Origin of the sequence: Larkinella terrae (assembly GCF_009668025.1) — a bacterium.
In the GTDB taxonomy this organism is placed as follows: Bacteria; Bacteroidota; Bacteroidia; order Cytophagales; family Spirosomataceae; genus Larkinella; species Larkinella terrae.
Window position 1 is genome coordinate 439643 of record NZ_WJXZ01000001.1, and the last position, 14808, is coordinate 454450.

13 protein-coding genes are annotated in these 14808 nt (G+C 50.5%); 3 read left to right on the top strand and 10 right to left on the bottom strand.

Annotation, left to right across the window (positions count from 1 at the left end):
* Window positions 1-18: 18 nt before the first annotated feature.
* The 3 genes from GJJ30_RS01740 to GJJ30_RS01750 all read right to left on the bottom strand — a co-directional run bounded on the left by GJJ30_RS01740 (window position 19) and on the right by GJJ30_RS01750 (window position 4257).
* Window positions 19-393, bottom strand: a complete 375-nt coding sequence (locus GJJ30_RS01740) for a nuclear transport factor 2 family protein (protein ID WP_154172514.1) — start codon at window positions 391-393, stop codon at window positions 19-21.
* Between the two features lie 237 nt (window positions 394-630).
* Window positions 631-2727 carry a M16 family metallopeptidase gene (locus tag GJJ30_RS01745; RefSeq protein WP_154172516.1) on the bottom strand — a complete coding sequence of 699 codons (2097 nt, stop codon included), beginning with the start codon at window positions 2725-2727 and terminating at the stop codon, window positions 631-633.
* A 93-nt stretch (window positions 2728-2820) separates the two neighbouring features.
* A complete protein-coding gene (locus GJJ30_RS01750; protein WP_154172518.1) occupies window positions 2821-4257 on the bottom strand; it encodes a M16 family metallopeptidase in 1437 nt (478 codons plus the stop codon).
* Window positions 4258-4448: 191 nt separating this feature from the next.
* Here GJJ30_RS01750 and GJJ30_RS01755 point away from each other — a divergent pair, with 191 nt between their 5' ends.
* Complete coding sequence (locus GJJ30_RS01755) at window positions 4449-4841, top strand: hypothetical protein (RefSeq protein WP_229312896.1); 393 nt, start codon at window positions 4449-4451, stop codon at window positions 4839-4841.
* On the opposite strand, the gene GJJ30_RS01760 is transcribed toward GJJ30_RS01755, so the two are convergent.
* From GJJ30_RS01760 to GJJ30_RS01785, 6 genes are all read right to left on the bottom strand, one after another.
* Window positions 4838-6016 carry a cation:proton antiporter gene (locus GJJ30_RS01760; RefSeq protein WP_154172520.1) on the bottom strand — a complete coding sequence of 393 codons (1179 nt, stop codon included), beginning with the start codon at window positions 6014-6016 and terminating at the stop codon, window positions 4838-4840. The genes GJJ30_RS01755 and GJJ30_RS01760 overlap by 4 nt on opposite strands.
* A 78-nt stretch (window positions 6017-6094) precedes the next feature.
* On the bottom strand, window positions 6095-7639 hold the full coding sequence (locus GJJ30_RS01765) for a phytoene desaturase family protein (RefSeq protein ID WP_154172522.1): 1545 nt from the start codon (window positions 7637-7639) through the stop codon (window positions 6095-6097).
* Between the two features lie 50 nt (window positions 7640-7689).
* Window positions 7690-8568, bottom strand: a complete 879-nt coding sequence (locus GJJ30_RS01770; protein ID WP_154172524.1) for a PE-PGRS family protein — start codon at window positions 8566-8568, stop codon at window positions 7690-7692.
* A 173-nt stretch (window positions 8569-8741) separates the two neighbouring features.
* The gene (locus GJJ30_RS01775) at window positions 8742-9401 is read right to left on the bottom strand and encodes a hypothetical protein (protein ID WP_154172526.1); all 660 of its coding nucleotides are present in this window, start codon (window positions 9399-9401) and stop codon (window positions 8742-8744) included.
* A 69-nt stretch (window positions 9402-9470) separates the two neighbouring features.
* The gene (locus tag GJJ30_RS01780; RefSeq protein ID WP_154172528.1) at window positions 9471-10055 is read right to left on the bottom strand and encodes a hypothetical protein; all 585 of its coding nucleotides are present in this window, start codon (window positions 10053-10055) and stop codon (window positions 9471-9473) included.
* Between the two features lies 1 nt (window position 10056).
* Window positions 10057-10410 (bottom strand): PadR family transcriptional regulator, encoded by a 354-nt coding sequence (locus GJJ30_RS01785; RefSeq protein WP_154172530.1) that lies wholly within the window; start codon window positions 10408-10410, stop codon window positions 10057-10059.
* A gap of 226 nt (window positions 10411-10636) precedes the next feature.
* Here GJJ30_RS01785 and GJJ30_RS01790 point away from each other — a divergent pair, with 226 nt between their 5' ends.
* Window positions 10637-12463, top strand: coding sequence for an ABC transporter ATP-binding protein (locus GJJ30_RS01790; protein ID WP_154172532.1), 1827 nt, complete (start codon window positions 10637-10639; stop codon window positions 12461-12463).
* Here GJJ30_RS01790 and GJJ30_RS01795 read toward each other — a convergent pair.
* On the bottom strand, window positions 12460-13521 hold the full coding sequence (locus tag GJJ30_RS01795) for a zinc-binding metallopeptidase family protein (RefSeq protein WP_154172534.1): 1062 nt from the start codon (window positions 13519-13521) through the stop codon (window positions 12460-12462). The two genes, GJJ30_RS01790 and GJJ30_RS01795, sit on opposite strands and share 4 nt — an antisense overlap.
* A gap of 680 nt (window positions 13522-14201) precedes the next feature.
* Here GJJ30_RS01795 and GJJ30_RS01800 point away from each other — a divergent pair.
* Window positions 14202-14798: a TetR/AcrR family transcriptional regulator gene (locus tag GJJ30_RS01800; protein WP_154172536.1), complete on the top strand. Its 597-nt coding sequence runs from the start codon at window positions 14202-14204 to the stop codon at window positions 14796-14798.
* The last annotated feature ends 10 nt before the right edge of the window (window positions 14799-14808 follow it).

Sequence of the window (14808 nt, forward strand, 5' to 3'; positions counted from 1 at the left end):
CATCCGGCTGATACCGAATCAATTAGCAGGGCTATCCAGATAGAGATATAATTCTTTAATGACGCCGTTTTCAATAATGGCAATATCCATTCCGGTGGCGGCAGGTGCCGCATGAGCTACGCCAAGTGTCCAGGTGACACAACTAACGCCGTGATTGATTACGGCAGGTTTGGTCAAAGTAAATACGAATTCAGGTGGCCACTGGCTTTGCAGCTTTTTTATGAGTGAATCAATTTCTTCATGGCCTTTGATGGCTGGCCCATTATCGGTTTCGTAAAAAACAATGTCGGCTGCATAAATCCGTTTCATCATTTCCATCCGCTGCTGATCGTCGCGTTCACTCCAAACTTTCAGGAGACTGTCTTCTAATAAATGTACCAGGGTATTATCCATCTTTATTTTTTATCTAATGCTCTGACCGATCAGGGAAATTGAAAAAACGCAGCAAATCTGCCTAAATACTTTGTTACGAAATCAGTGATTCCCTGAAGACAGAACGGAAATGTAAATAGAATTATGGGGCAGAAAGAGCAATCTCACATAAAAAATAGACGGTTTTCGGATGATTGACGTCTTATGAATGCGTCAGCCAACCGAAAACCGTATACTGAAAACCAAACCCGCAAACCGTTACTGCACGGTAAACTCCTTATCGTCCAGCCCCGTGTTCACCACCAGCGACTGCGTTTCCATCTTCATGGTCATCGGCCCGAGGTTTTGCGTCAGGGTGTTAGGAAATTTAACTCCGTTCACTTCCTTGTAATTGCTCAGGCCGGTGTTGACGGCCATTTCACCCTGCGGGCCCTGCTCGATGGCCGTATACTGTACTTTCAGACCGGTTTCGACGTCGTAAAACTCCGAAATGGTTTTCTTGCCTAGCGTAACGTCAACTTTGTAGGCATCTTTGCCATTGATTTTCTCCGTTCCAACCAGGGCGGTTTTTGCCCCCATCGTCGCAAACAGCAGTTCAGGGAAAATGGCGTTTTTCAGAATCTCAATCTTGGCTTCGTCGTCGACGGAAGCTCTCGATTGGCCCCCGCCCCCTTCTTCTTTTACTTTCACCCCGTCGGAGGTAACTTTTTGCACCACCTGACCCATTGCCATCACCGATAGCTTAAACTTGGTCATGCCCTTTTGTTTGCTTTCGATATCGACCTTGGTGCCCTGCACTTCCGTCGTCATTTTCTGCGTCACATCCGTAATTTTGGCAATCGCATCCTTCCCGCCAATCGCCGTTAGATACTTATTGATCACCTGATCAGCTGAAAGTCCGGCAGGCACGGCCGATGTCGTCAGTTTACCCGGGGCCGGAGCTTCGACTTTATTCCCGTTCAGGTCATAATAGACAATGTCGCCAAACCGCTTCAGTTTGTCGGCAACTTCTGACGCTTTCCCAACTACCACAATGTAAGCGTGTTCCGGATCGATCAATTTGTTAGCCGACGCTTCCACCTGATCGACGGTAACCGCATCGACATTTTTCAGGTAATTGGAGAAAAAGTCCTCCGGCAGGTGGTAGCGGGCGGTATTGATCGCGAAATCGGCAATCGTTTCCGGATCTTCCAGCGTAAAAATGAAATTTCCGGCAAAGGTGTTTTTTGTACTTTTCAACTCTTCCGCCGACGGTTTCGAACTCCGAATACTTTTCAACTCGTTGATAAATTCACCCACTGCACTGTCGGTCACGGCGTTACGGACGCTGGCATTGGCCCGGAATCGTCCCACCAGCCGGTCGCTCGTCAGGGTCGAATAGGCCCCGTAGGTATAGCCGTGTTTTTCGCGCAGATTGTTAAATAAACGGGCATTGCCACCGCTGCCGCCCAGAATGTCGTTCGTCAGGCTGGCCTGGATCGACTCGGTCGTATACGGTTTTAGCTGCACCGGATGCGTAATATACACCATCGACTGCACCGAACTTGGCTTGTCCACCATTACAATGGTCGTTTTGGCGGGCGGTTTTGGCATTTCGTAGGTCGGTTTCGGAACTTCGCCCGGTTGCCATTTGCCAAAGTATTTCTCAACCATCGGGCGCGCTTCTTCCGGCGTAATATCGCCCACTACAGCCAGATAACCGATGTTGGGACGGTAATAGGTTTCGTAGAATTTCCGGCAATCGTCCAGCGTAATCCGGTCGACGGTTTCTTCGGAATCCGGTTCGCCGTACGGATGATCTTTGCCGTACACCAGAATGCTGCTTACGCGGGTGGCAATGGCCGCCGGATTGTCTTTCTGCGACGCCAGCCCCGATTTGGTCTGCTTTTTCAGTTTATCCAGCTCTTCCTGCGTAAACTTCGGATTCAGCACCACGTCCGACATCACTTCGAGCATTTTCGGCGTGTGTTTTTTCAGCGACATCGCATAAACGCCGGTCGGCGTGGTGTTCAGACTCCCGCCAATGAAATCCACGGCCTCGTCAATCTGGTCTTTCGTCCGGGTTTTGGTACCGGTTTTGATCAATTGACTGGCAATGCTGACGTAACCGGCCTTTTCGCCTTCGCGGATGGGCAGGTAATCGAACAGCAGACTGAAGGCCACGCGGGGCAGTTTATTGTTCTGGACCACAAATACTTTCAGTCCGTTTGCGAGCGTGAAGGAAACCGGTTTTCCGATTTTAATCGCCGGAGCCGGCGCATCGACGGGTAATTTGGTCCGATCAAGCGTTTGGGCCTGCGTCGACAGACCGAGGGCCATCAGCCCCGCGGCCAATATATATTTTGCTTTCATCATTTTTGTTTTAGAATAAAGATGTGAGATCAGAGAAGTGAGATTCTCAATTGGTGAATTTGTCTATCCTCTCTTGTCTATTCTCTTTTATCTCAATTATTTCCCCTTATCTTCCTTCTTCGGCTCCATCGCCTTTGGCAGGTAATACAAAACTACCCGGTTTTCCTTCGTAAGGTATTTGTTGGCCACCCGACGCAGGTCTTCTTTCGTTACTTTGTTGTAACGCGCCAGTTCCGTATTGATCAGGTTGGCGTCGCCCAGGTACATTTTGTAGTTCGCCAGGCTCTCGGCAATACCGGCGACGCCCGCGTTCTGGTTCACAAAATTGGTTTCGATCTGGTTTTTCACCTTCTGGAATTCAGCGTCGGACACCAGGTTTTTCTTCACTTTTTCGATCTCCGCGTTCATGCCCGCTTCCAGGTCTTCGGCTTTTACGCCCATGTTGGCAATCCCGATGGCGATGAATAAACCGGGGTCTTCGGTCGAGAGCGGGAACACACCGGTTTGCACGGCTTTTTGCTGTTTATCAACCAGTTCCTTGTTCATCCGGGAACTTTCGCCCGCGGCCAGCAAGGTTTGCAAAACGTCCAGCGCGTAATAATCCGGATCGCCCTGCGCGGGCATGTGGTAGGCCTGAAACACGCCCGGCAGCGAAACGTTGTCGTACACAATATCCCGAACTTCGGCTTTCTGCACTGGTTCTTTCACATTCGGGCGATACGGCGTTTTCGTTCCTTTCGGAATCTCGCCGAAATACTTGTCAATCAGCTTCTTCGCATCTTCGGGATTGATATCACCGGCAATTGACAGAATGGCGTTACCCGGAATATAAAACTCCTTGTAGAAATCGCGAAACTCGTCGATTTTGGCCGCATTGAGGTCTTCCATCGAGCCGATGGGCGCCCATTTATACGGGTGAACTTTGAACGCATGGCTCAAAACCTGCGGAAAAAAGCTCCCATAAGGCTGGTTTTCGTACCGTTGCCGGCGTTCCTCCTTTACGACTTCGCGCTGGGTTTCAACACCTTTTTCGTCAACCCGGGCGTGCAAAAGCCGCTCCGATTCCATGTATAACCCCAATTCCAGCTTGTTGGAAGGCAGCAGTTCGTAGTAGAACGTCCGGTCATTGGACGTATTGGCGTTCAACTGCCCACCGGCACCTTTGACAATCTTCATGTATTCGCCCCGCTTGATGTTGTCAGACCCTTCAAACATCAGGTGTTCGAAGAAGTGCGCAAATCCCGACCGGCCCGGCTGTTCGTTTTTCGATCCCACGTGGTACATCATCGTCACGGCCACCAGCGGTGTCGTATTGTCCTGATGCAGAATGACATGCAAACCGTTCGGCAGATCGTATTCGGTGAATTTGATGCGCGCGGCAGGTTGTTCGGCTGGTGTGGAAACGGGGGCTTTCGAAACCGCTGCGGCCGGTTTGGCTGCGGGCCGGGTGGGTGCGGTTTTCCTGGGCGTTTGCGCCACCGCCGACCAGAGCAGGCACTGGCTTAACGCAACATAAAGCACGGTTCTTTTCATAAATAGTTTACTAAAATGTAGAATATGTTAACTCCGGTTCGCCGGTCATTTTCAAATATACAATGTTTTTTATAGCGGGAAATAGTTCAGAAATTGTTGGTTGTGAAAGTTTGTTAAAAGGCTGGAAATGAAGGGTGAACGGTTTGGTGCTGTAAGATGGGGCACTTTCAGCGAATTCCGATAAATCGACGATGGCTATTTCTCCGGAAGACGGTATCTTCGTTTTTCGAAAACCGCTTATGATCGTCGTTCGGGTGCCGTTTTTGTGGGTGAGTGGCATGGCCTTATTTCCGTTTGTGCTGGTTCGGACGAAACGGCCGGATGCGGTTTTGCTCCACCACGAACGCATTCACCTCCGGCAACAACTCGAGTTAGGAGTCATCCCGTTTTACGTCTGGTATCTGCTGGAATACCTCGTCCGGCGCTGGCAGTTCCGCGACCATTACGAAGCTTATCGGAACATCAGTTTCGAACGGGAAGCGTTTGAAAATGAGCACGATCTAACGTATTGGAAGACAAGAAAGTGGTACGGTTTTCTGAATTACCGAAACCGTACCCATGAACCGCCGGGCGGCCCCGTTTAAAGCGGTTCGGTTTCTTTATAGCTGATGACGCCCGCCATCATCACGAGAGCGGTTAGCAGCACCACGGCCATCAGAATGCCGTCGCGGAAACCAACCAGTTTGAGATTTTCCGGAATACTGAGGTACAATAAAATCGTAATCAGCCCGCGAGGGGCGATGAAAACCACCGGATTGATGCTGCCCGGCAACGATAACCGCAGAATGCCCGTCCGGACGCTGTACAAAATCAGCAGCAACAAGAAGCTGACAATCAACGCATCCGGTTCAATGAGTGTGTAGACATCGGACGCGTACCCAAACAAGAGGAAGAAAAACGTTCGGACAATGAATGCCCCTTCGGCGGTCAGGTTTTTGAACTGATCCAGTTCTTTTTCAAACAGATCGTTCTTGAAAATCCGGTCGAGCCGACCCCGAATGAAGAGTTCGGTGTTGTTCAGAAACAGGCCAAAAACCAGAATCAGCAGCAGCGGAGAAAGCTGGTAAATCCGGCTGACGGCGTAGACGAGGAAAAGAACGGAAATGATCGGCAGGAATTTGATGTGATGATTGATTTTACTGATCAAATACAGCAGAAAAAAGCAGCAGATCAGGGAGAGAATCACCATGATCAGCGTGTCTTTGGCAAACGACAGAATCGATAGAATACCGCCGGACGCGTTGTAAACCAGAAAGTTAAAAATCATAACACCCAGAATATCCGACAGCGAGGATTCATAGACGACAAACTCGCGACTCGCCAGATTCAGGTTTTTACTTCCCGGAATAGCCACGGCGCTGCTGATGATCGCGAACGGCATGGCAGCCACCAGACACTTGAAAAAAGACGCTTCCATCAGCACGTAAAACAGCGCGGCCATGAGCAGCGAGGTCACCAGAATGGACGAAAGCGACGCCCAGAATGCCCGCCGAATCATGCCCAGTTTATCGCCCGTCAGTTCCAACTCCAGCGCACCTTCCAATACGATCAGAATCAGGCCCAGCGTGCCGAGCGTGGGCAAAATGGTATCGACGTACGGCAGTTGAAACGCGAAATAATTCGTGACCTGACGCAGCAGCATGCCCGACGCCAGCAGCAAAATCACCGACGGCGTTTTATAACGACTACTCAATAAGTCGAAAACATACGAAATCAGAACCGATAAACTGAAGATGATAATCAGGTACGAGGTATCCATGCCAGCGGATTTCGGTACAAAAACCGCAATATACGGTTTTCAGTCTTTCGGTCGGCAGCTACGGGAATTGCCAACCCGTTAAATCAGGTCTGTTGCAATTTTGGCCGACAGCAGACAGAGCGGAATGCCGCCCCCCGGGTGAACGCTGCCGCCGACAAAATACAGATTCCGAAACTGGTGCGAAAAATTGGCGTGACGCAAAAAAGCCGCAAACCGGTTGTTGGAACTGTTGCCATACAACGCGCCCTGCGAACTCGAAGTACGGATTTCGATCGAACGGGGATCCAGAACCGATTCGCAAACGATCAGGGAAGACACCTCGACGCCCAGATTTTGGCTCAGTTTTCGAATCACGTTCTGCCGGGTTTTCGCAATCAGTTCGTCCCAATCCTGCCCGGAATTATTCGGCGCATTGATCAGCAAAAACCAGTTTTCGCAGCCCGCTGGCGCATCGTCGGGTTTATGTTTCGACGTGATATTGAGGTAAACCGTTGGGTCGTCCAACAGGGTTTTCCGGTTAAAAATAGCCTCGAACTCAGCGCGGTAATCGCTGCTGAAAAAGATATTATGCAGTCCCAACTCCGAAAATTCGCGCCGGATTCCCCAATAATAAATCAACCCGGAACTGGACTTCGGCTGCCGCAAAATCCGCTCCGGCTGCCGGGCGTTCGGCAATAACTTGCGAAATGCGCTGACAATGTCCATGTTGGAAACGACGACGTCGTAAGCGTTGGGCAGCGGGCATGGGGCAGAGGGCGGTGAGTCGGGAGTGACCAATGCATCTTTTTCCCTCTGCCCCATGCCCTCTGCCCCATGCCCCATGCCCTCTGCCCGAACCCCAACCACCCGGTTTCCTTCCGTTACCAGCTCCGTAACGCGGGTGTTATACAGAAACCGCACCCCGAGTTCTTCCGCCAGCCGCACCAGGCTATTGGTGATGCCAATCATGCCGTCTTTCGGGAAAAAAGCGCCGATGTTGTATTCCAGATGCGGAATGATGTTCATCGTTGCGGGCGTCTGGTAGGGATCGGAGCCGTTGTAGGTCGCGTACCGGTTGAAAAGCTGAACCAGTTTCGGGTTCTGAAACCGCTGTTCGTTGGCCCGGTTCATGGTTTTGAAAACCTCCAGTTTGGGCAGATTCCAATACCCGTGAAGCGCGTCGCGGTTGAACCAGGTTGCCAGTTTATGCAGCGAACGGTGCAGAAAAAGCTTTTCGGTAATCGCGTATTTAGCCGCACTGTCGTCCAGGTGCGCCAGCAAATGCCCGGCGGGTTCGCCCAGTCGGGTGGCGACTTCCTTCGCAAACGCGTCGCGGTCGGCCCAGGCCGTTAGTCGCGTGTGGTCATCCCAGAAATAGCGGCAGGTTTCCGCCAGCCGGATGTAGTTGAATTCGTTTTTGGGATTGCGACCGGCGAGCTGAAACAATTCGTCCACCAGCTGCGGCATCGTAAACAGCGACGGCCCGGCGTCGAACCGAAAACCGTCCTGCGAAAAACCGGATAATTTACCGCCGGGATATGCATTGGCTTCGAACACATTGACCTGATACCCCTTGACCGCCAATCGGATAGCGGCTGCAATTCCGGCAATTCCGGCTCCAATAACGGCAGCGGTTTTGGACAAAACGAGTAGTATTTATAGTGGAAAAACGGTTGCCTTTCGTCTTCGATCCACTATAACCGTTTGTAATAGTTTAAAGTTACGGAAGCCTGGTTACCTTTTTCGGGCAGGGTGTAATAGCCATTGCTATTCTTATCGAAACAAATCGCTTCGCTCTGCGTCCCGATGGGGTCGGTTGCCAGAGAAGTGTAACTGTTTTTTTGCAAGGCATCCGCCAGCGACTGACCGCTTTTCCGGCGCCAGTGATACGCCCCCAGGTACGATATCAGGGCGATTTCGTTGCCGTCGGCCGAAACGCTCCCGCCCGTAATCAGGTTCAGCGGCAATTCGCCGTAATAATCCGCCTTGATGACATCGGTTGTGCTTTGGGGATAGGATAATCGGTACATGTGCACTTTTTCTTCTGCCTTGCTGACAATCCAGAGATCGCGGGTCTGGGGATCAAGTAAAATCGCTTCGGCGTCGCGCGGGCCGTCGGAATACCGAAAGCTGATTCGCTCGATACCGGTGATATTTTCGTTCGTATTTTTCGGTTCGGGAAACCGGTAAATGTAGCTAACGTCGTTTTGCTTGAGGTTATCGCCGATATCGGCCATGTATAGGTACGAAACGCCACTTTGTGGTCCCGGCCCAATTGCCAGATCTTCCCAGTCGCGGTTGGAAATGCCTGCCAACGGAAACCGCTTTTCCAGTTTGCCGTCGGTGGTCATCAGGTTGATTTCGGCCGGATTACCACTGTCTTCTTCCACCCACAACCGCCCGTCCATCGTGCTGCTGGCCACGATTCCGGATGCTTCATCGACCAGCCCCGGCTGAACGGGAAACTTCTCCGGACTGGTCGAAAACTTGTCGGATTTGGAAGAGCCGGGCGAAATGATCCCGCAGGAACTGAGGAAAAGAAGCAGGCTGAGAGCCAGATAACGGTAGTGCATGCGGTTGGTTGCGAGCTTGTACGCTACAAATAACGTGAAAACCGGCGCTTCTGATTGGCGCACCACTGATTTTTTGTGTAAACGTACCCACGGACTGTTAGTCCGTGGGGTCCCGTCATATACGAACACCATGAACTAACAGGCTCACACGGACTAACAGTCCGTGGGTACAATTAGGCGGTTTTATAGCGGAAATTTTCGTTGTAAACTTGAACGAAACTGAACAGATAGACAATCACAATACATTCCAAAATACATAAAATAGTGGCATGCGTTTGAAAAAAATGCACCTTAGCTGCACCTTCCCCTTGAAATGAAATGCTAAGCGAAGCATGAAAAATATTCACAAAAAAAGCCACACGTGCGTTTAAATGTGTCCATATAATCTTACGGCTATCGCTACCTTGCCCACGCCTTTTTAAGTAGGAATAATATAAAATTCCTATCGGAGTCAAGATGGTAAAATAGATACCAGTTAGAATAAACCGTGCCGGAATCAAGGGAGTTATATAATGAAGTAATACTCCAATTAAAACTGTCGTCACAACCGTCGGCCAACGGAAATAACTCTTCAAAATTTCCAGATGCCGGGCTGAGATTTGCTTTCTGATATTCTTTTCAAAATCGCGCTGAATGGCGTTCAAACCGGCGCCCGCACCCAACTCCGCCCAGGCATACGAACTGGCTTGCTCAAAATCGTGCCCTTCCGCCATTTTCTGCTCGGTCAGCGTGGCATAATGGTCCAGAAGCTCGTTTTCGACTTCTTCGTATTCGATGTGAGCCAGCGTACGGAGATCCTGGCGGAGAATGGCAAGTTGGTGTGGCGTCAGCATGGGCGAAGATTATACGGTTTTTACCCGTTTTTTGGTGTATTTCATAAAGAGCTCCAATGTGCTCATCTCTTATAAAAAGAACACCATACAAATCAGCGTCGTAAAAACCGGGTGAAATCCCTGAACCAATTTTTCGGGCAAAAACAGTTGCGAATAATAGCCGATAAACAAAGCAGAATTTAGCCCCTGCAATCCCATTCGGCCAACACCGGATTTATTCCAGTAAGCCAATTGCCGAAATGCCAGAATATAAGAAAGGGCAAGGATGACCAGAAACACTCCGCCCAGGTATATGGATTTTAAAAAGAGCGGATACGTCGCGTTTAAAAGATAAATGGCAATCGTAACAAAAACCGTCAGATAAAGTCGTGGAAATCGAAAATAACTACCCAGAATCGATTTAAAATTCCGGAAATATCCCCGGCTTTGGTTCGTGTAGTAATCCTCTTCCATCTTCAGCAATCCCTTTCGCCCGCCGAATCCTTTGTGAATATCGAGAATGGCGAGTTCAAACGGAATACCGCTGGCTATTCGTTCTTCTACGCCATTCGCGTAGTGGTCGGCCAGTTCGGCAATCAGGTCTTCGTTGAGCAGCCAGTTGTCTTTCCGCAGGTGGCGGTCGATCGCCCGGAGTTGGTCGGTGGTCAGTGTCATGTCAAATAGCCGGTTTTAGCGGGTCCAGTCCTCGATTCAAAAGCCGTTGCAAGTTTTCCAGCATAACGCCCAGTTCCGAAATCCGGCTGACGGCTTCGGTATGCCCTTCTTTCGTCAGCGAATAATATTTCCGCGCCCGGCCTTCCACCACCTGCGTCTCAGTCGTCAGCAAACCCTCCGCTTCCAGTTTGTGTAACGCCGGGTACAGCGCGCCCTCCGTAATGGTCATCTCGCCCGCCGTCAGGGCCTTTACTTTCTGCGTGATTTCGTAGCCATACATGCGTTCCTGCTCCTCGAGTAATCTCAGGATTATGACGGACAAACTTCCTTTAAGTAACTGCTGATTGCTGCTCATGAGGACAAGTATACAAATAAAAACAATATACCTAAGATTCTTAGGCTATGATTATTGTGATTAATTTTGATTGCGGTGAGGGGAATCATTAGGCACGGTGTTCTGCCATAATTGAACGATGATTCACCATCCCCATTATCGGAATCAAGTTAATCACTGTAATCATAGTCCATCACTCCAATCATAGTCCATCACCGTAATCATAGTCTGTGTATCTTTGCACCACATGAAGACCTATTTTCGCTTACTTTCCTACGCTCGACCGCTGGGCCGCTTTCTGACGCCGTTTTTACTGACGTCGTTGTTAGCCAGCGTGTTCGGCGTGTTGAACTTTACGCTGCTGATTCCGTTACTGGACGTTCTTTTCGATAAAGTGGACCCGGCCAAGTTGCAGGCACTCCTCAACCAACCAGCCCCGAAGTTGTCATTTGACACCACGCCCAGGGAAATCTTTCAATATTATTTCGCGCATTTTTTCCGGCAATACGGCAAATTGGGCGCCCTGCAGTTCGTCTGCGTGATCGTGGTTACGACGGTTTTGCTCAACAACGTTTTCAAGTACCTGTCGGTCCGGCAACTGGAAGGATTCAAGGCCCGGATGGTGGCGCGGTTGCGGGAGACGGTTTTTACCAAAGCCATTCAGTTGCACCTCGGTTTTTTCTCGAGCGAACGCAAAGGTAACCTCATTGCCCGCACCATCACCGACGTGCAGGAAGTCGAGAATTCCATCGCCAACAGCCTTTCGGCGGCTTCCAAGGAGCTTTTTCTGCTGGTTGCCTACGTCATTACCCTGTTCAGCATTTCGGTTAACCTGACGTTTTTTGCCTTGCTGGTCATCCCGGTTTCGGGCGGTTTTATTGCCATGCTCGTCCGGCGGATGAAGCGGGATGCGCAGGCCGGGCAACAGCGGCTAAGCGGGATTCTGAGCCTCCTCGACGAAACCTTCGGCGGCATGCGCGTCGTGAAAGGCTTCAACGCCGAACCCTTCGTGACCCAAAAATTCCAGACCGAAAATGATGGTTATCGCAAAGCCGTACGGTCACTGGCCAACCGGCGCGAGCTGGCGTCTCCTTTTTCTGAATTCATGGGCATTTCGGTGGTCGCCATTATTCTGCTTTACGGCGGTTCGCTCGTCCTGACGCACCAATCGGATCTTTCCGCTTCGGACTTCATTACGTTTCTGCTCATTTTCTCGCAGGTAACGCGCCCGGCCAAGGAAATTTCCAACGCCTTCAGCGGATCGCAGCGCGGGATTGCGTCGGGCGAACGCGTGCTGGAACTGATCGATACCGTACCGGTTATTCAGGATAAACCCAACGCGGTTGAACTGCCCGGTTTTAAACAGAAGGTTGAGGTTCAGAATGTTTCCTTCGCCTACAACCCCGATCGACCGGTTTTGAAAGGCATTACGTTTACGCTCGAAAAAGGAAAAACCATTGCGCTCGTCGGTTCGTCGGGGGGTGGAAAATCGACGATTGCCGACCTGATTCCGCGCTTCTACGATCCCTCCGAAGGCCGGATTCTGATCGACGGCGTGGATTTACGGGATTGCACGATGCATTCGCTCCGCAACCTGATGGGCATCGTGACGCAGGAAAGCATTCTGTTCAACGATACCATTTTCAACAACATCGCGTTCGGCAGCACGGCCACGGAAAAAGAAGTGATGCGGGCGGCCGAAATTGCCAACGCCCATGCGTTTATCATGGCCCAGCCGCAGGGCTACCAAACCGTAATCGGCGACCGGGGTGGCCGGTTGTCGGGCGGGCAACGGCAGCGCATCAGCATTGCCCGGGCGGTTTTGAAAAATCCGCCCATTCTGATTCTGGACGAAGCCACTTCGGCGCTGGATACCGAATCGGAAAAGCTGGTGCAGGAAGCATTGACCCGGCTGATGGCCAATCGCACGACACTGGTGATTGCCCACCGGCTCAGCACGATTCAGCACGCAGACGAAATTCTGGTGGTGCAGAACGGCGAAATCGTCGAGCGCGGAACGCACCAGGATTTGCTGGAACTGGAGGAGGGTTTTTACCGGCGACTGACGGTTTAGTAGCTTTTCCGGGCCTGGTAACAAACCCGGTGGATAAAACTCAGCTTTTCCATGACGCCCGGCGGAATCACGAACGGGTACAGATCCGAATGGCCCATGCTGCGGTTTAAGTTGTTCATGGCAAACGACAACGGCCCCCACAAATCCATCAGCGTTTTGAAATCTTCGGGATCATACGGGTCGATTTTTTCTTCCTGAACGACATTCATCGAATCAATAACCGACTGAAATTGAACGCTTAACCCAAAGGCATAAGCGGTTTCCAGCGTATCCAGAATGTGCAGGTAATGCGCCCAGGTTTCGGCCCAGTCTTCCCAGGGGTGGGCGCTGGCGTAGGCGCTGATGTAGTTCAGATTCCAGCCCGCCGGAGGGCCCTGCTGGTAATGGTTCCGCAGCGCATCCTTGTAACTCTGGCGCTCGTCGCCAAACAGCTCGCGGTAATTGTCGATTCGGTCGGAGTTCCGGATCAGGCGATCCCAGTAATAATGACCTATTTCGTGCCGGAAATGGCCCAACACGGTTCGGTACGGCTCGTCCATTTTCTGACGGGTCATTTCCCGCTCAATGTCGTCCGCTTCCACAATATTGATGGTAATCAAGCCCCGCATGTGGCCGGTTCGGACGCGTTTCTGGGTGCCGTCGGCCAGAAAATCAAACGAAAGTCCGCGCTCCGGATCGGCCGATTTGCCGACGATTGGCAGTTTCATGCGCCGGAGCGAATAAATCAGGCGGTGTTTGGCGGTTTCAATGACTTTCCAACGCTGCAAATACGCCGGTTTACTCAAATTGGGAATCGTTCTGTTCAGCTTACAGGCTTCGCAATACCGTGAGTGACCGTCTTCCACCAGCCAGTTACAAACACCGTACTGGTGATTGGCGCAAAAGCGGTAAAGCGTTTCGTCCCGACCGTAAATCTGGAATGTCTCGGTATCCTGCGCGACCAGCGGCAACAATTCCAGTTCGCGGGCCACAAAACCGAGTGGATATTCGCAGTGCGTACACCGGCTATTCTCGAAATAGTTCGGTTCTCCGCAATGCGTACACTTAAAATGTTTCATACCTAAACAGACAGGAATAGTACGTTTCCAGTCCTAAATTTTCAGCTAAGTAATTGATCCGGTTCAAGTTTATTGATTTACAAAGCAAACTATAAAGTCAATTGACCATAAACCGGTTAAGTGCCACAGGCCCGACATGTTTGTAGAAAATTAGATCGCTTGTGTGATTTATAATTTCATAAAATCATAGAAACGACTTACTGACAGTCTGAACACGCCAAATTATTTTCAACTTTATTTGTAACGCCTTCCCGATAAAATGGTTCGCTTTCCGGTGGTTTATCCTGCGTAGGAATACAAAAAACCGGCCAGACTCAAAAGTCCTTACCGATTTGTAGTCAGCAAGTTACTACAATATCTAACGAAGAAACATTCAAAACCAGGCCAGCACGGCGTCTGTCAGCGCAGCGGGCTGGGTAGCGGTTGCGCCAGCAGAACCCAGGACGGCAACTCGTCGTCTTTTCGGGCATCGTTTGTAAATCAAAGGAAAAGAAAACCGACTGTCAATTATTTGAATTATAAAATTATATACTGGCTATCAATCAGTTAGTACCTATTACTATTTACGCTTTGCTGGTTACACCGCTAAAGGAAACAAGTAAATTTATAATTATTTTATTAGTAAATAAACGTTTACTTATTTACCTTTGTTACTTCACTGAACCTCGAAAAAGCGCCTGATGCGACCGAAGAATTTAGCGAAAGAAGAAGCCATCCGAACCGTTGCGCTGCAAATCATTACGGAGGAAGGGCTGGAAAATCTGAGCATGCAACGGCTGGCCAAAGCCGCCAACGTTTCCCCGCGCACGATCTACATCAAGTACGAGAACAAGGAAGATTTTCTGATCAAACTCTTCATCGAAGAAGTGCTGGGGGCGTACGAACAAGCGGTTTTGGAAAACTTCAGCCCGGAGCTGGGTTTTGCCGAAGGCGTGAAAAAAATCTGGCTAAACACATTTCAGTATCTGACCCAAAACCGCCCTTCGTTTGCTCTGCTGCAGTACGGCAAATCCTCGCCTTTGCTGAATCAGGCTTACCAGAAAGCCGGTATCCGACAAGGGCAGTTCTTTGCGCCGATTCACCGGTTTCTGGAATCGCACACGGCCGCCGGTTTGATCCGGAATTTCCCGCCCGATGTCCACCGAGCCCTGCTGTTTTCGCCCCTGCTTGACCTAATCAGTGAGTATTTTGATTACCAGTCCCGCCCGACGCAACTCATCACGGAAGACCTGGTGCTGGCGTGCTGCGAAGCCGTAACGAAAGGAATGTTGACGTAAAAAACAAAAC